This is a genomic window from Streptomyces sp. AM8-1-1, from assembly GCF_032229325.1.
GTDB lineage: Bacteria > Actinomycetota > Actinomycetes > Streptomycetales > Streptomycetaceae > Streptomyces > Streptomyces achmelvichensis.
Genome location: NZ_CP135086.1, coordinates 4,659,720 through 4,679,086, shown reverse-complemented (window position 1 = coordinate 4,679,086; position 19,367 = coordinate 4,659,720). Strand labels below are relative to the sequence as shown.

Below are 19,367 nucleotides of genomic sequence, written 5' to 3'. Positions count from 1 at the left end.
GACGTATACACCGTATGTATAGTGCGATGGCGCTCGCCGCCGACCTGCGGCGAAGCGCTCGTCCCGTGTGCCCGCCTCCCGTCGATGGGGTTGTTCCGCCATGCCCGAGAACATGAAGAAGTCCAAGCTCACCGCTGTCGCCGCAGCGGTCGTCGCAGCCCTCGCGCTGAGCCTCGGGGGGTGCACCGTCGATGCGCAGTCACCCGCCGACGCCCGGGCCCGTGCGGCCTCCGACGCCGAGCCCGACGCCGCCGGACAGACAGCCGGAGCACCGGCCGGAGGGGCGGGCAAGGGGCGCGGAGCACCCGCCCGCACGGACTGCGCCACCGCGAAGTGCATCGCCCTGACCTTCGACGCGGGACCCGGCAAGTACACGGCCCAACTGCTCGACATCCTGCGGAAGAAGAACGTTCACGCGACGTTCTTCCTCCTCGGCAAGAACCACGTCGTCCCCCATCCCGACCTGGTGCGCCGGCTGTCCGACGAGGGGCACGAGGTGGCCAACCACACCTGGTCGCACCGCCGGCTCGACCAGCTCGGCCGGGACGAGATACGCGAGGAGCTCTCGCGTACGCAGGACGCCATAGCAAAGATCACGGGCAAGAAGCCCACTCTGATGCGCCCGCCCCAGGGACGGACGAACGACGACGTCACCGAGGTCAGCAAGGAGCTCGGGCTCGCCCAGATCCTGTGGAGCGCCACCGCCAAGGACTACTCGACGACCGACTCCGAGCTGATCAAGAGCCGGATACTCCACCAGGCCGGACGCGACGGCATCATCCTGCTGCACGACATCTACGACGGAACGGTGCCCGCGGTCCCCGGGATCATCGACGAACTGAAGAAGCGCGGCTACACCTTCGTCACCGTGCCCGAGCTCCTTGCGCCGGCAAAGGCCGAGCCGGGCGAGGTGTACCGGCCGTGAAGAGGATCTGGAGAGGCGCGGGAGAGACCTCGGGGAGGCAGTGAGAAGGCAGTGAGGAAGATCGCCGGGAGAGGTTAGCGTGAAGCCGGGCATGGGGAGGGGCGAGGAGTAGACGCCCCGCTGCTGACGCGGCCGCCATGCACAAGGCAGACTGTCGAGGGCGATCCGGCAGTTCGGGGGCAGGGGGCAGCTATGGACCGTGACCGCGGGGCACGCGTACCGGAGCAACGTCTACCGGCGCCCAGCGGCGTCGTCGATCTGCGCTTCAGTGTGCTCGGACCGGTGCGGGCCTGGCGCGGCGGCGAGGCCCTGCCGTCCGGATCACCCCAGCAACGCGCCCTGCTGGCCGCCCTCTTGCTGCGCGACGGACGTACCGCGACCGCCGCCGAGCTCATCGACGGCATGTGGGGCGAGGACCCGCCCTCACAGGCGCTCGCCGCCGTCCGCACGTACGCCTCACGGCTGCGCAAGATCCTCAGCGCCAACGCGCTCGTCAGCGAGTCCGGCGGCTATGCCATACGGATCAGGCCCGAGGCCCTCGACCTCTCCATCGCCCAGGAACTGTCCGCCGAGGCGGACAAGGCGCGTGCCGCCGGCGACCGTTGCCAGGCCCGGGTGCTGATCAACAAGTCCCTCGGACTGTGGGACGGCGAGCCGCTGGCCAACGTGCCGGGGCCGTACGCCGAGAACCAGCGCGCCCGCCTGGAGGAATGGCGGCTCCAACTGCTGGAGACCCGGCTCGACCTGGACCTGGAGGTGGGCAGTCATGCCGAGGCGGTCTCGGAGCTGACGGCGCTCACCGCGGCTCACCCGCTGCGGGAGCGGCTGCGCGAGCTGCTGATGCTGGCGCTGTACCGCAGCGGACGGCAGGCCGAGGCGCTGGCCGTGTACGCGGACACCCGCCGGCTGCTCGCCGAGGAGCTGGGCGTCGATCCGCGGCCCGAACTCTCCCAGCTCCAGCAGCGCATCCTCCAGGCCGACGCCGAACTGGCCCGGCCCAGCGAGGAGCAGGAACCGGCACCACAGGTGACGCTTCCGGCACAACTGCCCGCCACCGTCCCCGACTTCACCGGGCGGGCCGCCTTCGTCAGGGAGCTCGGCGACCGGCTCGCCACCGCCGAGGGCTCGGTCATGGCGGTCTCGGCGCTCGCGGGCATCGGCGGCGTCGGAAAGACGACGCTCGCGGTCCATGTCGCCCACGAGTCCCGCCCGCACTTCCCGGACGGCCAGCTCTACGTCGACCTCCAGGGCACCGGCAGTCGCGCGGCCGAACCGGACGCCGTCCTGGGCGCGTTCCTGCGGGCCCTCGGCACCCCGGACCCGGCGATCCCGGACTCGCTGGACGAACGCGCGGCGCTGTACCGCTCCACCCTGGCCGGCCGCCGCATCCTCGTCCTCCTGGACAACGCCCGCGACGCCGCCCAGATCCGTCCGCTGCTGCCCGGCACCGCGGGCTGCGCGGCCCTGGTCACCAGCCGGGTCCGGATGGTCGACCTCGCGGGCGCGCATCTCGTCGACCTCGATGTGATGTCGCCCGAGGAAGCACTCCAGCTGTTCACCCGGATCGTCGGCGACGAGCGGGTCACCTCCGAGCGGAAGGCAGCCCTCGACGTGGTCGCGGCCTGCGGCTTCCTGCCGCTCGCGATCCGTATCGCGGCCTCGCGGCTGGCGGCCCGGCGTACCTGGACGGTGTCCGTCCTCGCGGCGAAGCTGGCCGACGAACGGCGCCGCCTCGACGAACTCCAGGCCGGTGACCTGGCCGTGAAGGCCACCTTCGAGCTGGGCTACGGGCAGCTGGAGCCGGCCCAGGCCCGCGCGTTCCGGCTGCTCGGGCTCGCCGACGGCCCGGACATCTCGCTCGCCGCGGCGGCCGCGGTGCTCTCGCTGCCCCTCCAGGAGACCGAGGACCTGCTGGAAGCGCTGGTGGACACCTCGCTGCTGGAGTCCGCCGCTCCGGGACGGTACCGCTACCACGACCTCGTCCGGCTCTACGCGCGTGCGTGCTCCGAGCGGGACGAACAGCCGGCGGACGCCGAGGCGGCGCTGACGAAGCTGCTCGACTTCTATCTGGCGACGGCGGCCCGGGTGTTCGGGATCGAGCGTCCCGGCGACCGGCTCGTCCACCACGTCGGCCCCACCACCCACGGCGGCCTCGACTTCGCCGACCGGCACGACGCCCAGGACTGGCTGTACGCCGAGGCCAACAGCCTGCTCGCGAGCGCGCGTCAGGCCTCCGGAGGCGTACGGCTGCGTCTGGCCGCCGATCTGCTGTGGGCGGCGCAGAACCTCGCGGAGTCCGGCGCCAACTCCAAGCTCTACGAGGCCGCCGCCCAGGCCGTGCGCGACGCGGCCCGCGCTTCGGGGGACGTACGGGCCGAGGCGCGTGCCCGGACGTCGATGACCAACGTGCATCTGGTGGCGGGGCGTTACGAGGCCGCGGACGAGGAGTCCGAGCAGGCCGCCGCGCTCGCCCGGGCCGCCGACGACCCCGCCCCCGTCTACTGGTCCGACAACGACCGGGGCATCATCGCCTTCAACCAGGGCCGGTACGCCGAGGCCGAGGAGCATCTGCACCGGGCCCGGGAGGGCTCCCGCGCCGACGGCAACCGCCCGGGCGAGGCGAGCGCCCTGTGCAACCTCTCCCGTATCCAGCTCTCCATGGGCCGGGTCCCGCAGGCCATCTCCCTGGCGGAGCAGGGCGTCGAGATCTACGACCGCATAGGCCACACGCTGCGCCTGGCCAACGCCCGCTACGCACTGGGGATCGCGCTGACCGAGGCCGGCCGGCACGCGGACGCGCTGGAGCAGCTCCTGGAGGCGCTGGAGCGGTTCGAGGCGAACCGGCAGCGGCTGTGGGAGGGGACGACGTACTTCCGGATCGCCCAGGCCCATCTGTCCGCCCGGCGTCCGGCACGGGCCGCGCAGCACGCCGAGCAGGCACTCGCGATCGGCTGCATCGGAGGCGACCGCACCCGGGCGAACGTCCTGATCACGCTGGGGCGGGCGCTGTCCGCGCTGGGCCAGGCGGACCGGGCCCGGGCCTGCTGGCGCGAAGCACTGACGCTGCATGAGCAGACGGGTGCGGCGGAGGCCGAGGAGGTACGGCGGCTGCTCTCCCCGCTCAGTGCGGCGTGACAGCACGCTGCCAGGACGTTCATCGAATGTTTATGCCCGTCCGACATGATTCAAGCAGTCGATCCGTCGCGTCGGGGGGCAGGCGGATCACCTGGGCCCGTACCTCTCCGGGGGGCGAGTGCGAGTCCTTCGGCCTTCTGTCCGGCGACCCTCGGGGGAGTTGCCGGGCGGAAGGCCACCTGTAGTTCGTGCCGCGCAATCCCATGGGGGACAGAGACATGACTGAGAAGAACGCGGAAGAGATCGTCACGATGGGCGACCACCACAGTCCGGCCCCGCCCAAGGACGCCATCACGACGATGGGTGACCACCACAGTCCGGCCCCGCCGAAGGACGGCGGCGCCACGGTCCAGGGCGACCACCACACGCCGGCCCCGCCCAAGGACGCCATCACGACGATGGGTGACCACCACACCCCGGCTCCGCCCAAGGACGCCGGGCTGACGACGCAGGGTGACCACCACAGTCCGGTGCCGCCGAAGATCTGAGGAAGCGGGCCCCCGGCCACGCCCGGGGGCCCGGGGGCCCGGGGCCCGAAACGTACGCCAGGACCTGATCGACGGGGTGCGGCCGCGGCGGCGCGGAGGGGAGCCGCCGCGGCCGTGGCATGCCCGTGGTCCTCGGCGCGCGCTGTGCGACTCCCGCCGTCAGGACCTGCTCAGCGCCGGGCCCGCAGCTCCCGCTTGAGGACCTTCCCGCTCGCGTTCCGCGGCAGCTCTCCCACGAACTCCACCTCCCGCGGCACCTTGTAGTTCGCCATCTCCCGCCGTGACCAGGCGATCAGGTCGTCCGCCGTCACCGTCGAGCCCGCGCGCCGCACCGCATACGCCTTGCCCACCTCGCCGAGGCGCGCGTCCGGGACCCCGATGACCGCGATGTCCGCGATGTCGGGGTGCAGACCGAGCAGTTGCTCGATCTCCGCGGGATAGGCGTTGAAGCCGCCGACGATGAACATGTCCTTGATCCGGTCGGTGATACGGAGGTTGCCCTCCTCGTCCAGGACGCCGACGTCGCCCGTGTGCAGCCAGCCCTCCTCGTCGATGACCCTGGCCGTCTCGTCCGGGTCCTCGAAGTAGCCCTGCATCACATGGTGTCCGCGCACGAGCACCTCGCCCGGCCGGCCCGGTTCCGCCAGCACCTTCAGCTCGGTGCCGGGTATCGCGCGCCCGGAGGTGGAGGAGATCGTCTCGGGCGCGTCGCCGCGGCGGCACATGGTGACGATGCCGCTCGCCTCGGAGAGTCCGTACGCGGTGAGGACGGTGTCGATGTGCAGTTCGTTGCGCAGCCGTTCGACCAGTTGCAGGGGCACGACGGCCGCGCCGGTGACGACGAGCCGCAGCGGGGACAGATCGTGCTGGTCGCGGGTGGGGTGGTCGAGCAGCGACTGATGGAGGGTGGGCGGTCCGGGCAGGACGGAGATGCGCTCGGAGGCGATGTTGGCGAGGACCGTGTTCACGTTGAAGACCGGCTGCGGCACCATCGTCGCGCCGCGGGTGAGGCAGGCGATGATGCCGGCCTTGTAGCCGAAGGTGTGGAAGAACGGGTTCACGATCAGATAGCGGTCGCCTTCGCGCAGTCCGGCGAGCTCGCTCCACACGTCGTAGCAGCGCAGGGTCTGGGCGTGGGTGATCACGGCGCCCTTGGGGCTGCCGGTGGTGCCGGAGGTGAAGATGATGTCCGAGGGCGCCGACGGCTCCACCGAGTCGGCGCGGGTGCGGACCTGTTCCGCCGTGACGCTGTCACCGCCCGCCAGGAAGTCCTTCCAGGTCCGGTAGTCCTGGGGTGCGCTGTCCGCGAGGACGACCACCTGCTCCAGCTGCGGGAGTTCGACCTCCGCGCGGCGCAGGGAGGCGACATAGGAGGTACCGAGGAAGGTGCCGGTCACGAAGAGCAGCCGGGCGCCGCTGCGACGCAGCACCCAGGCCGCCTCGGTGCCCTTGAAGCGGGTGTTGAGCGGTACGAGGACCGCGCCGGCCGTGACCGCTCCCAGGGCGGAAACGATCCAGTCGAGGGTGTTGGGTGCCCAGACGGCGACGCGGTCGCCCTTCTCGACGCCGGCGGCGATGCACGCGGCGGCGGCTCGTTCGACGCGCTCGCCGAGTTCGGCGTAGCTGACGCGGGTACGGCCCTCGACGACCGCCTCGCGCTCCGCGTACCTCTCGGCCGCGTCCCGCACCAGCTTCGGGACGGTGCCCCATTCCAGGTCGCCGCGCATGGAAAGCCTCCCGTCGCAGTAGCTGACTAGCCGTCAGATTAGCTGTAGCCTGACGCGCTGTCAGCAGTGGGGACGAACGGTGGAGGTACCCGTGGCCGGTCTCGGAACTGTCTCCCTCAAGGACGCGACGGCGATAGCCGGCATAGGCCAGACGGCCTTCGCCCGGCAACTGCCCGAGTCCGAGAAGACCTTGGCGTGCCGGGCGATCCTCGCGGCGCTCGACGACGCCGGCATCGACGCCTCGGAGGTCGACGCCTTCGCCTCGTACACGATGGAGGAGACGGACGAGGTCGAGGTCGCCAAGTCGATCGGCGCAGGCGACGTCACCTTCTTCTCCAAGGTCGGTTACGGCGGCGGCGGTTCCTGCGCCACGCTCGCCCATCTCGCCGCCGCCGTCGCGACCGGCCAGGCGAGTGTGGGCGTCGCCTGGCGCTCCCGCAAACGCGGATCGGGGCCGAGACCGTGGAAGAACACGGCCGTGCAGCTCCCCACGCCCGCCCAGTGGACCAGGCCCTTCGGACTGCTACGGCCCGCCGACGAGATCGGCCTGCTGGCCCGGCGCTACATGCACGAGTACGGCGCCACCCGCGACCATCTCTTCAACGTCGCGCTGGCCTGCCGCAACCGCGCCAACCAGAACCCGGCGGCGATCATGTACGAACGCCCGCTGACCCGCGAGATGTACATGACCTCCCGCTGGATCAGCGAACCGCTCTGCCTGTTCGACAACTGCCTGGAGACCGACGGAGCGCTGGCCTGCGTCATCGTCTCCGCCGAGCGGGCCCGCGACTGCCGCCGGCGCCCCGTGTACATCCACTCCGCGGCCCAGGGCCTGCCCGCACAGCACCACGGCATGGTCAACTACTGGAACGACGACCCCCTCACCGGCCCCGCCTGGACGGCCGCCCGGCAGCTGTGGAAGACCGCGGACTTCGGACCGCAGGACGTCGACGTGGCCCAGATCTACGACGCGTTCACCCCGCTCGTCCCGCTCTCCCTGGAGGGCTACGGCTTCTGCGGACGCGGCGAGGGCGGGGCCTTCACCGAGGGCGGCGCCCTGGAGATCGGCGGCCGGCTGCCGCTGAACACCGGGGGCGGCGGACTCAGCGAGGCGTACGTCCACGGCTTCAACCTCATCAACGAAGGCGTGAAGCAACTGCGCGGCATCTCCACCGCCCAGGTCCCGGACGCCGCCACCTGCCTGGTCACCGCGGGCGAGGGAGTGCCCACATCCGCCGTACTGCTGAGGAGTTGAGATGCCCGACGCCCTGCTGCCGCCCGTCGTCGACGACGACGGCGCGCCGTTCTGGGAGTACGCCGCGAGGGGCGAACTCCGGGTGCAGGCCTGCGCCGACTGCGGCGAACTGCGCTTCCCGCCGCGGCCCTGCTGCCCTCACTGCCGGTCCTTCGGCAGCGAGTGGCGCCTGATGAGCGGGCGCGGCCGGATCTGGTCATACGTGATCCCGCATCCGCCGCTGCTGCCCGCCTACGCCGAACAGGCCCCGTACAACGCGGTCGTCGTCGAGCTCCTGGACGCCCCCCGCATCCGGCTGGTCGGCAATGTGGTCTCCGCGCCGGACGCACCGCTGAACTCCGTGGACCCGGGGCGGCTGCGGATCGGGGCGGGCGTCCGCGTCGCGTTCGCTCCCGCGGTGGGTGCGGGCGTACGGATGCCACGCTGGCTGCTGGAGCGGTCATGAGCGTCCGCATCGAGCCGGACAAGAGCACCGGCGTCGCGCTCGTCACCCTGGACCGGCCCGGGAAGCACAACGCGATCGACCTGGCCACGGCGGATCGACTGGCCGATGTCTGGCAGGAGTTCCGCTACGACGACTCGGTACGGGCGGCGGTGGTGACGGGCGCGGGCACCAGGGCGTTCTGCACCGGCATCGACCGGTCGGTCGAGGTGCCGCAGCCGTCGTCGCCGTACTCGGTCGACGATCCGCTGATCAGGATCGGGCCCAAGGCGAACGACCTGTGGAAACCGGTCGTCGCGGCGGTGGAGGGCATGGCGTGCGGCGGCGCGTTCTATCTGCTGGGCGAGAGCGAGTTCGTGGTGGCCTCACGGGAGGCGACCTTCTTCGACCCGCACACCACGTACGGCATGGTCAGCGCCTACGAGACGATCCTGCTGGCGCAGCGGATGCCGGTCGGCGAGGTGGCCCGGATGGCGCTGATGGGCACGGCGGAGCGGGTGTCGGCCGTCCGGGCCTACGAGACGGGTCTGGTCTCCGAGCTCACCGCTCCGGGCGAGGCGGTCGCAGCGGCGCTGCGGGCGGCGGAAGTGGTCGCCTCGTACCCGACGGCCGCGGTCCAGGGCACGGTCCGTGCGGTGTGGGCCGCCCGGGAGGCGGCGCGGACCCAGGCACTGGCGCTCGCCCCGCACCTGGTGTCCCTGGGGAATCTCGCGCCGGGGGAACAGGCGGAGCTGTTCCGCGCCCGGGGCGGACCGCACCGGCTGCGGTAGGCCCTGTCCGGGCCCAGGACGCAGAAGCCCCCGGACCTCGCTCGGCGGTCCGGGGGCGTTTCGCGTGGATCAGCTCGCCGTACGGCGGGCTTTCGCGTGGGTCAGCTCGCCGTACGGCTCGCGCTCACCACTTCGCACTTCTTGTACTCGGAGCCGTTCCCGCTGCCGGGGTAGGCGGTCGTCGCCTCGCCCTTCGCCGACGAACCGGCCGCGACCTGGAGGTCGTCGATCCGCGCGGTGGCCTTGGTGACGGTGGTGTCCCCGAGGTCGCCCTTGAACTCCAGGCTCACGTCGTAGGCGTAGGCGAGCGAGTCACTGTTGTTGACGGTGATCTTCGCGGTGAGCTTCTTGCCGCTCGCGTCCAGGCCGCACGAGTCGATGGTCACGTCGCGCAGGGCCTTGTTGGCGCTGGAGCCGCCCGTCACCGAACCGGTCGAACCGCCGGACGTCGTGGTGTCGCTGTCGTTGTCGTGGCTACCGCCGGAGCTGCTGCTGTTGCTTCCGCTGCTGCTGCTGCCACCACAGCTGCCACCGCCGGAACCCCGGGCTCCGGTGAGCGCGACCAGGACGATGCCGAACACGGCGACGGCTCGGACATGACGAATCTTCACTTCTCAACCCCCGTTGAAAGCGCGGTACTTGCGGCTCGCTTTGACGAGCGCACGTCACCATAGCAGTCGGAATCGTCACGACATGCGTGACGGCCGTCGTACGCAACACGGAAGGGGCGTCATACGGCGGCCGTCCTGACCTGACGCTACGCCCGCGGGGTGCGCCGCGCCATTCGGTCCCGCGGGCCCGGGGTCAGCGGCCCCCGCGGCCCGTCGCGGTGCCCTTGATCGCGTCCAGGGCGTAGACGCAGCGGTCCTTGCTGCAGGCGTAGACGACGCCGCCGCGCGCCACCGGTGAACCCGTGATCTCGCCGCCCGTGGCAAGCTTCCAGCGCAACTGGCCGCCGCTCGCGTCCAGGGTGTAGAGCACATGGTCCGCCGAGCCGAAGTGGACACGGCCGTCGGCGACGACGGGGGCGCCGATGACCTCGCCGCCCGCCGCGAAGCGCCACATCGGTGTGCCGGTCACCGCGTCCAGGGTGTAGAGCGCGCTGCCGCTGCCGACGTGCACATTGCCGCCCGCCACCAGCACCGGCTCGATGGACTGGCGCGACTCGGTGGCGATGCGCCAGCGGTCCTTGCCGGTGATCGCGTCCAGGGCGTACACCGTGCCGAGATAGTCGGCGAGATACACACCGCCACCGGTCACCGCGGGCCCCGGCGCGAACGCCGGCGCCGACAGGAAGACCGCCGGCGACTCGAAGTGCCAGCGCACCAGACCGCTCGCGATGTCGATGGCCAGGACGCGGGTGCCGGCGGCGACATAGACGTGCCCGTCCGGCGCGGGCTGCACCCGGACGGGCACATTGCCGCACGAGGCCGCGTCCCCGACGGGGTAGGACCAGCGCTCCACGCCGGTACGGGTCTCCACCGCCCGCAGACGGGCGTCCTTCCACACGTACACGGTGTCGTCGAAGATCGCGGGCCCGGCCTCGGGCGTCTCGAAGTCCGTCTGGGCGCCGGTCAGCTCCCACAGCTTCTCGCCGTTGGACGCCTCCCACGCCTGAACCCCGCCGCCGCGCGTCCCGGTGAGGACGGTGCCGCGGTCGACCTTGAGGGAGTACACCCAGGCATCGGTCTGAAGACGCCAGCGCTCCTGGCCGGTCGTCGAGTCGAGCGCGTACAGCGTGGGGCCGTCGGACGCGTGGATGCGGCCGCCCGCGACGGCCATCGCCCAGGCCACGTCACGGGTCTTGAACTGGCGGCGGCCGCTGGCCACGTCCAGCGCGTGCACCTCGAAGGAGGTCACGTAGAGCAGATCGCCGTCGACCACCGGGGTGCCCCAGACGTCGTTCGACATCCGGAAACGCCACGGCCGCCAGTGCGCGGGGCCGTCCGGGGGCGAGGAGGGCGGGGGCACGGGCGGCGCGGTCGGGACGGCACTGGTCGCGGCCTCGGAACCGTTCAGGCCCGCAGGCGGGCGGACCCAGCCGGTGGCGGGACCCGCGTCGGCGACGGGACCGCGGCCCGCCTCGGCGACCCGGGGCCCGGGGCCGATCGGCACCTTGGCGCCCGGCAGCCTGATCGCCCCGGCCGATGCGGCGGCGCCGACCGGCGCATGGTCGGTCCGCGGGTCGCCGCCGCCGTGGCGCGGCGGGTCCCAGTCGGCGTTCGGCCTTCTCGGCGGTGCCTGCGGCTGCGGCGGGGGCGGGGTGGGCTCCTGGCGCTGGGCGGGGGCGGTCCGGCCGCCGCCGCGGCGCAGCTCGATCATCGCGGTGGCGCGCGTCGGCAGCCAGGCCGACGCGGTGCCGCTGTCGTCGCTGCCGGAGGAGAACAGATGCGGTGCGAGCTGGGCCTGCAGATCCTCGGGCGTCGGCCGCCGCGTGGCCTCCATCTGCATGCAGGACTCGATGAGCGGCCGCAGCTCGTCCGGCAGCCCCTCCAGATCGGGACCCTCGCGCAGCAGCATGAAGACGGTCTCGACCGGGTTGGCGCCATGGAAAGGGGCATGGCCGGTCGCAGCGAAGACGAGGGTGGACCCGAGCGAGAAGACATCGCTGGCCCCGGTCACGCTGCGTGAGTCACGGGCCTGCTCGGGCGACATGTACGCGGGGGTGCCCACGGCGACGTTGGTCATCGTCAGCCGGGTGTTGGAGACGCCGGACGCGATACCGAAGTCGATCACCCTCGGGCCGTCCTCCACGACGAGCACGTTCGAGGGCTTGAGGTCGCGGTGGACGAGCCCCGCGCCGTGGATCGACTGGAGCGCCTCGGCGATGCCCGCCGCGAGCCAGCGGACGGCCTGGGCCGGCATCGGCCCGCACTCATTCACTATTTCCTCGAGAGAGGGGGCGGGCACATAGGCGGTGGCCAGCCACGGCACCGCGGCGCGCGGGTCGGCGTCCACGACGGCGGCGGTGTAGAACCCGCTCACCGCACGGGCGGCCTCCACCTCGCGGGTGAAGCGGACACGGAACAGCTGGTCCTCGGCGAGCTCGGTGCGCACGGTCTTGATCGCCACCCGGCGGCCGGACGCCGACCGTGCGAGATAGACCAGTCCCATGCCGCCGGCTCCGAGCCGCCCCAGCACCTCGAACGGACCGATCCGTCTCGGGTCATGCTGCGTCAGCTGCTCCATACCTGCCTGCCACCTCCCCGTACGGGCCCCAGATCGAAATGGGCCCGTTCCATACAGCCCCGTGCAGCGTCTCACCACCGAGACCCTCAGCGGTGCGCACCCTGATTCTTCCTGTCGGAGGCGGCGGTTGCGAACCCGGGGGCGGATCGGGGTGTCTCACCCGGATTCGGGCACGGGAGCCGGGGTCGCATCGGTACCTTCTGCCCCCTCTTCGGGGGTGTTCTCGTCCGCGGGTTCGGCCAGTACGGCGAAAGTGGCGCCCTGATTGTCGGTGAGTACGGCGATTCGCCCGTAGGGAATGTCGAACGGAGGCGCCTGGACGCGGCCGCCGAGAGCGGTGACCGTCTCGGCCGCGGCGTCACAGTCCTCGACACAGAAATAGATGAGGAAATGGTCCGGCATCTCGGCGGGAAATGCGCCGGTGATCACACTGCGGCCACCGATGGCGGTGTCCGGGCCCGGCTCCGCGCCCCGCGGTGACCACAGCCGGAAGTCGACCGAGCCGTCCTCGAGGTCCGTCCCGGAGAAGCCGAAGACCGTCTCGTAGAAGGCGTCGGCACGTTCCTTGTCGCGGGCGTAGACCTCGGTCCAGCAGTACGAGCCGGGCGTGCCCTGTTCCTCGAATCCCGCCCGTTCGGCCGCCTGCCAGAGGCCGAAGACGGCGCCGCCCGGGTCCGCGGCGACCGCCACGATGCCGGTGGTCCCCATCTGCTGCGGGGGCACGATCACGTGGCCGCCCGCGTCGGTGATGCGTCCGGCGAGCAGATAGGCGTCGGGGGTGGCGAAGTAGACGCCCCAGACGGTGGGCATCCGGCCGTCGCCCTTGGGCGTGAGGGCGGCGACGAGCTTTCCGTCGCTGAAGGCGTCGGTCTGCGTGCCCTCCCCGGGCGCGAAGGTCCAGCCGAACAGTTCGCCGTAGAAGCGCTTGCCTGCCTCGACGTCGGGAAGCGCTGCGTCCGCCCAGCACGGTGTGCCCTCGGGGAATGCGGCCATGGACGTCGTTCCTTCCGTGTGATGCCCATCACCTTCAAGCTAACGTCGCAGCAGAGCGGGCGACAGCGGGCACACAGGGACTCACCCGAACATATGACCTAATACGGTCATTGGGCTTCGTAAAGGACCCGGAATTGTTGAGTTGTCCACGAAAGTTGTCCACAGGCTGTTGATAAGACTATTGCCGCACCCCATTTGCAGTCGGCCGAATCGCGCGCCGATCACCCCTCGGTAAGCTGACGGCATGACAGGACAAGTACGCACCGTCGACGGCCGAGTGGCCGGACGACGCGGACAGGCGACGCGGCAGAAGCTGCTCGACTGCCTCAGCGAGATGCTCAGCTCCTCGCCGTACCGGGACGTCAAAGTCATCGACGTGGCCCGGAAGGCGGGCACTTCCCCCGCGACCTTCTACCAGTACTTCCCCGACGTCGAGGGCGCCGTCCTCGAACTCGCCGAGGAAATGGCCAAGGAGGGCACCGGGTTGACCGAACTGGTCTCCGGCCGCACCTGGGTCGGAAAGGCCGCCTGGCAGGCGTCGGAGGAACTCGTCGAGGGATTCCTCGACTTCTGGCGACGCCATGACGCGATCCTCCGGGTGGTCGACCTCGGCGCCGCGGAGGGCGACAAGCGGTTCTACAAGATCCGCATGAAGATCCTCAACTCGGTGACCAACTCCCTTACGGACGCGGTGAAGGACCTGCAGTCCAAGGGCAAGGTCGACAAGGACGTGAGCCCCGCCGCAGTGGCGGGCTCCCTGGTGGCGATGCTGGCGGCGGTGGCCTCGCACCAGAAGGGGTTCACCACCTGGGGTGTGAAGCAGTCCGAACTGAAGCCGAATCTGTCGCTGTTGGTGCACCTGGGCATCACGGGCAAGAAGCCGACGCGGTAGGCGTTCACGTCCCATCCCACAGGTCCTGTCACGCCGACGGCGGTCCCTTCCCGGGTGACCGCCGTCGGCGCTCTTGTCCCTCGTGACCGCAACTACCGGGCTCTCAGGGCCCTATGGCATGCATCGATTGCGTCGCACGGCGAGTTTCGTCAGCGCCGCGTGAGGCGGAACAGCCGGATCCGACGCGTGATCCTCGACTGGTAGGTGGCATACGGCGGCCAGAACCGCAGCGCCTCCTTCCACACCCGCTCCCGCTCCTCGCCCTCCAGCAGGCTCGCGCGTACGGCGATGTCCTCGCCCTTCCAGCTCACCTCTGCCTCGGGATGCTTCAGCAGGTTCGCCGTCCAGGCCGGATGCCCCTCACGGCCGAAGTTGGAGCCGATCAGAATCCAGTCGCCCGACTCCTCCGGCATGCACGCCAGCGGCGTCACCCGCGGCCGGCCCGTCCGCGCTCCCCGGGCCGTGAGAATCACTCCGGGCAGCATCTGGGCGCTGAGCAGCACTTTTCCCCGCGTCAGCCGGTGCACCGCACGGTCCATCGCCGGGATGACATGCGGCGCGACCTTGGCGAAGAGCCGGGTCGACGACACCTTCCGGACCAGCCGCACACCTGCCGGGGTCTTCGCCATCAGACCGCCACCGCCGTCCGTGCCGTGCGGCCCGCGAACAGGCCCGCGGTCTCGGCGGCGTGGGCCCGCAGCCGGTGCACCGGGCCGAAGAGCAGTTCGTCGGACGCGGCCCGCTTGAAGTAGAGGTGCGCCTCGTGTTCCCAGGTGAACCCGATACCGCCGTGCAGTTGGACGGCCTCGGCCGTGACCTCGCGCAGGGCTTCCAGGCACTGGGCGAGCGCCAGCCCGCCCTCGGCCGGGTGCCGGGCCGCGTAGTAGGCCGCCGAGCGGGCCGCCTGCACCCGTACGTACTGATCGGCCAGCCGGTGTTTCACCGCCTGGAAGGAGCCGATCGGCCGGCCGAACTGCTCCCGGCCGCGCACGTACTCCACAGTGCGGTCGAGCGCACTCGCCGCCGCGCCCACCGCCTCCGCGGCGAGCAGCGCCGCCGCCCCCTCACCGACTGCGGCGAGGGCTCCGGTCACGTCGGCCGTGTCGTCGTCCCCCAGCAGCTCGGCCGGGCAGTCGCGCAGTTCGACGCGGGCCTGCGGCCGGGTCTCGTCGAGCGAGGTCTGCCGTACCCGCGTCAGCCCTTCGGCGTCCGCCCGGACCAGGAAGAGCAGGGTCCGGCTGCGCGGGAAGCCTCCCGTGTGGGCGGCCACGAGCAGCAGGGGGGCGCTGTGCCCGTCGAGCACCTGGCGGGCCTCCCCGTAGAGGAGCGGGCCGCCGTCCGCCGTGGACCGCGCCTGCACCCCGCCGGCCCGGCCGCCGCCCGCCCACTCCCCCGTCGCGTTGTCCCCGACGAGTCCGAGTGCGACGGCGAGGGTCCCACCGGACACGGCGAGGGCACAGGTCAGCGAACCGTCGGCGATCCGCGGAAGGAGTTCGTCCCGCTGCGCGGGCGTGCCGAGCGCGGCGATCAGGGGGGCGGCGAGGCCCGAGGTGGCCAGCAGCGGCGAGGGCAGCAGGGCCCGTCCGGTCTCCTCGAAGGCGACGGCGAGTTCGGCGAGGCCGCAGCCCACGCCTCCGTACGAAGCCGGCAGCGCGAGACCCGGCAGTCCGAGCTGCTGGGAGAGCCGCGACCACAGCGCCGGGTCGTGCCCGTCCGCGGTCCCGACGGCGGCCCTGACCTCGTCGGGGCCGGCGCGTTCGGCGAGCAGCTCGCGCAGGGTACGGCGGATGTCGTCCTGCTCCGCGGTGGCGGCGGTGTCCATGGCAGCCCTCCCTGTCTGACGGGTCGTCATGTTAGGGGTGGGCCCGCCAGATGCACAGTCCCGTGCGCGACGAGCACATGCCTCCACGAGAGGAATCTGATGTACCGTCAGATTCATGCCTTCCTCATCGCGCGCCGCACGCAAGGTCGCCATCGTCGGCATATCCCTCTCGGACTGCGGCCGCGTCGACGGCCCCACGCCCTACGCCCTCCACGCCCAGGCGGCCCGCCGGGCGCTCGCCGACTCGGGCCTCGCACGCGAGAGCATCGACGGCTTCGCCTCGGCCGGCCTCGGCACACTCGCCCCCATCGAGGTCGCCGAGTATCTGGGCCTGCGGCCGCGCTGGGTGGACTCGACGTCCGTGGGCGGCGCCACCTGGGAGGTCATGGCGGCCCATGCCGCCGACGCGATCGCCGCCGGGCACGCCGACGCCGTGCTGCTGGTCTACGGTTCGACCGCCCGGGCCGACATCAGAGCCGGCCGGCGCACCGCCGGGCTGTCCTTCGGCGGCCGGGGCCCGCTCCAGTTCGAAGTCCCGTACGGACACACGCTCATAGCCAAGTACGCGATGGCCGCCCGCCGCCACATGCACGAGTACGGCACGACCCTGGAGCAGCTGGCCTCGGTGGCGGTCCAGGCGCGGGCGAACGCCGCCGCCAATCCGGAGGCCATGTTCCGCGACCCGATCACCGTGGACGAGGTGCTCGACGGCCCGCTGATCGCCGACCCGTTCACCAAACTGCACTGCTGCATCCGCAGCGACGGCGGCTGCGCGGTGCTGCTGGCGGCCGAGGAGTACGTGGCGGACACCGCGAGCACCCCGGTGTGGATCCTCGGCACCGGCGAACACGTCTCGCACGCCACGATGTCGGAGTGGGACGACTTCACCGTCTCCCCCGCCGCCGTCTCGGGCCGGCTCGCCTTCGAGCGCGCGGGGCTCACCCCGGCCGAGATGGACATCGCCGAGATCTACGACGCCTTCACGTACATGACGCTCGTGACCCTGGAGGACCTCGGCTTCTGCGCCAAGGGCGAGGGCGGCCCGTTCGTCGAGAAGGGCCGCATCAGCCGCACCGGCGAACTCCCGGTGAACACCGACGGTGGCGGCCTCTCGGCCTGCCATCCGGGGATGCGCGGGCTGTTCCTGCTGGTGGAGGCCGTACGGCAACTGCGCGGCGAGGCCGGCGGACACCAGGTCCACCTGCCGGACGGCGGCCCGCCGCGGCTGGCCGTGGCCTCGGGGACGGGCGGCTGGTTCTGCTCGTCGGGAACGGTGGTGCTCGGCCGGGACTGACCCGGCGCGCACCCACGACCGGCCTGTGCGGGTCAGGCCGCGTCCGGCGGGAGCAGCCGCTCGACGAGCTGCGTGATCAGATCGCCCGCCTGCTTCTCGGGAAACACGTCGGGCAGCGTGAGCCGCTCCACCACCAGCCAGTTGGTGGCGAGATAGATCATCCTGACGGCGTCGGCGTCGCCGGGCAGGCCCGAGGCGAGGTGGTGCTGGACATTGGCCTCGACGTCCTCGCTGACCCGTGCGGTCAGCACCGCGCGCAACTCCGGCCTGCGGGTGGCCTCCAGACGCAGTTCCAGCAGGGCGAGGTAGCCGGTACGGAAGGCGGCGACCCGCTCCACGACCTCGCGCACCAGTTCCGCCGTACGGTCGCGGGTGGTGGGGCCGGTGAGCATGGCCTCCATCGTGGCGTCGTCGGGACGCATGCGCTCGTAGATGCGGCCGCCGGCCTGGTTGAGGAGGTCGTCGCGGTTGCCGAAGTAGTTGGACGCGGTGCCCTTGGGCACGTCCGCCTCGGCGTCCACGGCCCGGAAGGTCAGTCCCCGTGCGCCGTCCCGGGCCAGCACCTCGATGGCGGCGTCCACCAGCGCCGCGCGCCGGGCCAGGTTCTGCCTCATCCGCGATCCTTCCGCTCACCCCGTCCGCCAGCGATACCACTGCGAGTGTAGTACTTTGCCGCCATGGGCAACGACCAGCAGGCGACCTTCCGCGCTCTCCTCCATGCGCAGCGGGTCTGGGACATCACCCTTCCGGCCTTCGACGCCGCGGACGCGCCCGCGGCGCCCCTCCCGCTCTTCCACCGGTGGTTCGGCGAGGCGGTGGCGGCCGGACAGACCGAGCCGCACACCATGTCGCTGGCCACGGTGGACGACGAGGGCCGCCCGGACGTACGCACGCTGATGCTGCACGACGCGGACGAACGGGGCTGGCACTTCGCCTCGCACGCCACCAGCGCGAAGGGGAGGCAGCTGGCCGCGCACCCCGACGCGGCGCTCGGCTTCTACTGGGCCGCGCAGGGCCGGCAGGTCCGGGTCCGCGGCCGGGTCTCCGCGGCCGGTTCGGCGGAGAGCCAGGCCTCTTTGCACGCGCGCTCGACCGGCGCGCTGGCGGCGGCGCTCACCGGGCGGCAGAGCGAAGTCCTCGCCTCGCGCGAGGAGTTGGCGGACGCATCGCGGGCCGCGTGGGAACGTGCGCAGGCGGAGCCGGAAACGCCCGTGCCGACGTGGACGCGCTATGTGCTCGCCCCCGAGGAGGTCGAGTTCTTCCAGGGCGACGGAGAGCGGCAGCACGTACGGCTGCGCTACCGCCGGACCCAGGAGGGATGGCGGACCGAACTGCTCTGGCCCTGACCGGGATGGTTCGGACTGATCGGATGGTTCGGACGGTTCGGACGGTTCGTGACGGAGGCGCCGGCGGCGATCAGAGGGAAGGCGCCGGCGCCTCCGGACGGAACACGGGGACGGCGATCCCGCCGTCGGCCCGGAAGGCGGCCCGCAATGGCATGCCGATGCGCAGCGACTCCTGCGGGCAGCCGACGACTTCGGTCATCATGCGCGGCCCCTCGGCCAGGTCGACGACGGCCGCGGTGTACGGCACCCGGTCGCCGAAGGGCGGCAGATCGTTGCGGTGCACGACCGACCAGGTGTAGAGCGTGGCGCGGCCGGACGCCCGCTCCCACACGACATCCTCGCTCCAGCAGAACGGGCAGAACTCCCGCGGGTAGTGATGCGCCCGGCCGCAGGCACCGCACCGGCGGATCAGCAGCCGGCCCTCGGCGGCCGCCTCCCAGAACGGACGGGTGAAGTCGTCGGCCTCCGGGGTCGCGGTCATCGGAAGAGCCCGATCGCGCTGTCGAGGGACCAGGTCTGCCAGGACATGGCGAACAGGGCGACCAGGGAGATGAGCGCCATCATGGCGTTCTGCCCCTGCTCGGCCCAGTCGTGGATCATCAGCACCAGGTAGAGCAGGTTGAGCAGCAGTCCGCCGACGAGGGCGACCGGGGTCAGGAAGCCGACGACCAGTCCGAGGCCGAGGGCGAGTTCGGCGTAGACGACGAGGTAGGCCATCGCCCGCGGGCGGGGCTCGACCACCGCACGGAAGCCCTTTGTCACGAAGGGCCAGCGGTGCCGGCCGGCCACGTCCGCCGCCCACGCGATGCCGGTGCCGCGCTCGAACCAGCCCTTCTTGTCCTTGTGACGCCAGCTCTCCAGCCACCACAGGCCGAGGCCGATGCGCAGAACGGCGAGCCATTCTGCGCCGGTGAGCCAGACGGTCTCCATCCGGACCTCCTTCTCCCCGGGCGGTCCCCAGGCCTCCCGCACAGAATTTCTGACGGTACGTCAGTTCAGCGGATGTCACTGCCTGTGCGCAAGAGGTCTGCGGGCGTGATCAATTCGCAACCGATTCCCGTCTTGACTGAGACCCATCAAGTGAACGCG

General features: G+C 71.6%; 18 protein-coding genes. 9 read left to right on the top strand and 9 right to left on the bottom strand.

The window, feature by feature from the left end; genetic code table 11:
• The first annotated feature begins 100 nt into the window (after positions 1–100).
• The 3 genes from RPQ07_RS21175 (at position 101) to RPQ07_RS21165 (ending at position 4,548) form a co-directional block, all read left to right on the top strand.
• Positions 101–925 carry a polysaccharide deacetylase family protein gene (locus RPQ07_RS21175; RefSeq protein WP_313945743.1) on the top strand — a complete coding sequence of 275 codons (825 nt, stop codon included), beginning with the start codon at positions 101–103 and terminating at the stop codon, positions 923–925.
• 192 nt (positions 926–1,117) lie between these two features.
• On the top strand, positions 1,118–4,060 hold the full coding sequence (locus RPQ07_RS21170; RefSeq protein ID WP_313945742.1) for an AfsR/SARP family transcriptional regulator: 2,943 nt from the start codon (positions 1,118–1,120) through the stop codon (positions 4,058–4,060).
• A gap of 218 nt (positions 4,061–4,278) precedes the next feature.
• Positions 4,279–4,548, top strand: a complete 270-nt coding sequence (locus RPQ07_RS21165; protein ID WP_313945741.1) for a hypothetical protein — start codon at positions 4,279–4,281, stop codon at positions 4,546–4,548.
• A 170-nt stretch (positions 4,549–4,718) separates the two neighbouring features.
• On the opposite strand, the gene RPQ07_RS21160 is transcribed toward RPQ07_RS21165, so the two are convergent.
• Positions 4,719–6,275: a FadD3 family acyl-CoA ligase gene (locus tag RPQ07_RS21160; protein WP_313945740.1), complete on the bottom strand. Its 1,557-nt coding sequence runs from the start codon at positions 6,273–6,275 to the stop codon at positions 4,719–4,721.
• Between the two features lie 91 nt (positions 6,276–6,366).
• On the opposite strand from RPQ07_RS21160, the gene RPQ07_RS21155 reads away from it, so the two are divergent.
• From RPQ07_RS21155 to RPQ07_RS21145, 3 genes are read left to right on the top strand one after another with little or no spacing between them, the layout of a single operon-like run.
• Positions 6,367–7,530, top strand: a complete 1,164-nt coding sequence (locus RPQ07_RS21155) for a lipid-transfer protein (RefSeq protein WP_313945739.1) — start codon at positions 6,367–6,369, stop codon at positions 7,528–7,530.
• Between the two features lies 1 nt (position 7,531).
• Positions 7,532–7,975 (top strand): Zn-ribbon domain-containing OB-fold protein, encoded by a 444-nt coding sequence (locus RPQ07_RS21150; RefSeq protein WP_313945738.1) that lies wholly within the window; start codon positions 7,532–7,534, stop codon positions 7,973–7,975.
• The gene (locus RPQ07_RS21145) at positions 7,972–8,742 is read left to right on the top strand and encodes an enoyl-CoA hydratase/isomerase family protein (RefSeq protein ID WP_313945737.1); all 771 of its coding nucleotides are present in this window, start codon (positions 7,972–7,974) and stop codon (positions 8,740–8,742) included. The genes RPQ07_RS21150 and RPQ07_RS21145 overlap by 4 nt, the downstream gene beginning before the upstream one ends.
• 101 nt (positions 8,743–8,843) lie before the next feature.
• Here RPQ07_RS21145 and RPQ07_RS21140 read toward each other — a convergent pair whose 3' ends face one another.
• From RPQ07_RS21140 to RPQ07_RS21130, 3 genes are all read right to left on the bottom strand, one after another.
• The gene (locus RPQ07_RS21140) at positions 8,844–9,353 is read right to left on the bottom strand and encodes a hypothetical protein (RefSeq protein WP_313945736.1); all 510 of its coding nucleotides are present in this window, start codon (positions 9,351–9,353) and stop codon (positions 8,844–8,846) included.
• Positions 9,354–9,546: 193 nt separating this feature from the next.
• Positions 9,547–11,931 (bottom strand): PQQ-binding-like beta-propeller repeat protein, encoded by a 2,385-nt coding sequence (locus tag RPQ07_RS21135; protein ID WP_313945735.1) that lies wholly within the window; start codon positions 11,929–11,931, stop codon positions 9,547–9,549.
• A gap of 156 nt (positions 11,932–12,087) precedes the next feature.
• A complete protein-coding gene (locus RPQ07_RS21130; protein ID WP_313945734.1) occupies positions 12,088–12,924 on the bottom strand; it encodes a VOC family protein in 837 nt (278 codons plus the stop codon).
• A 244-nt stretch (positions 12,925–13,168) separates the two neighbouring features.
• Between RPQ07_RS21130 and RPQ07_RS21125 the strand changes: the two genes are divergently transcribed.
• Positions 13,169–13,816, top strand: a complete 648-nt coding sequence (locus tag RPQ07_RS21125; protein ID WP_313945733.1) for a TetR family transcriptional regulator — start codon at positions 13,169–13,171, stop codon at positions 13,814–13,816.
• A 149-nt stretch (positions 13,817–13,965) separates the two neighbouring features.
• On the opposite strand, the gene RPQ07_RS21120 is transcribed toward RPQ07_RS21125, so the two are convergent.
• Together RPQ07_RS21120 and RPQ07_RS21115 are read right to left on the bottom strand one after the other, a co-directional pair.
• On the bottom strand, positions 13,966–14,445 hold the full coding sequence (locus tag RPQ07_RS21120) for a nitroreductase family deazaflavin-dependent oxidoreductase (RefSeq protein WP_313945732.1): 480 nt from the start codon (positions 14,443–14,445) through the stop codon (positions 13,966–13,968).
• Positions 14,445–15,638, bottom strand: a complete 1,194-nt coding sequence (locus tag RPQ07_RS21115) for an acyl-CoA dehydrogenase family protein (RefSeq protein WP_313945731.1) — start codon at positions 15,636–15,638, stop codon at positions 14,445–14,447. The genes RPQ07_RS21120 and RPQ07_RS21115 overlap by 1 nt, the downstream gene beginning before the upstream one ends.
• Before the next feature lie 115 nt (positions 15,639–15,753).
• On the opposite strand from RPQ07_RS21115, the gene RPQ07_RS21110 reads away from it, so the two are divergent.
• Positions 15,754–16,932 (top strand): thiolase C-terminal domain-containing protein, encoded by a 1,179-nt coding sequence (locus RPQ07_RS21110; protein WP_313945730.1) that lies wholly within the window; start codon positions 15,754–15,756, stop codon positions 16,930–16,932.
• A gap of 32 nt (positions 16,933–16,964) precedes the next feature.
• On the opposite strand, the gene RPQ07_RS21105 is transcribed toward RPQ07_RS21110, so the two are convergent.
• Positions 16,965–17,546: a TetR/AcrR family transcriptional regulator gene (locus tag RPQ07_RS21105; RefSeq protein ID WP_313945729.1), complete on the bottom strand. Its 582-nt coding sequence runs from the start codon at positions 17,544–17,546 to the stop codon at positions 16,965–16,967.
• 63 nt (positions 17,547–17,609) lie between these two features.
• Between RPQ07_RS21105 and RPQ07_RS21100 the strand changes: the two genes are divergently transcribed.
• The gene (locus RPQ07_RS21100; RefSeq protein ID WP_313945728.1) at positions 17,610–18,278 is read left to right on the top strand and encodes a pyridoxal 5'-phosphate synthase; all 669 of its coding nucleotides are present in this window, start codon (positions 17,610–17,612) and stop codon (positions 18,276–18,278) included.
• A gap of 70 nt (positions 18,279–18,348) precedes the next feature.
• Here RPQ07_RS21100 and RPQ07_RS21095 read toward each other — a convergent pair whose 3' ends face one another.
• Entirely contained in the window at positions 18,349–18,759 is a 411-nt protein-coding gene (locus tag RPQ07_RS21095) for a Zn-ribbon domain-containing OB-fold protein (RefSeq protein ID WP_313945727.1), read from the bottom strand.
• Positions 18,756–19,208: a DoxX family protein gene (locus RPQ07_RS21090; RefSeq protein ID WP_313945726.1), complete on the bottom strand. Its 453-nt coding sequence runs from the start codon at positions 19,206–19,208 to the stop codon at positions 18,756–18,758. The genes RPQ07_RS21095 and RPQ07_RS21090 overlap by 4 nt, the downstream gene beginning before the upstream one ends.
• Positions 19,209–19,367: the final 159 nt, after the last annotated feature.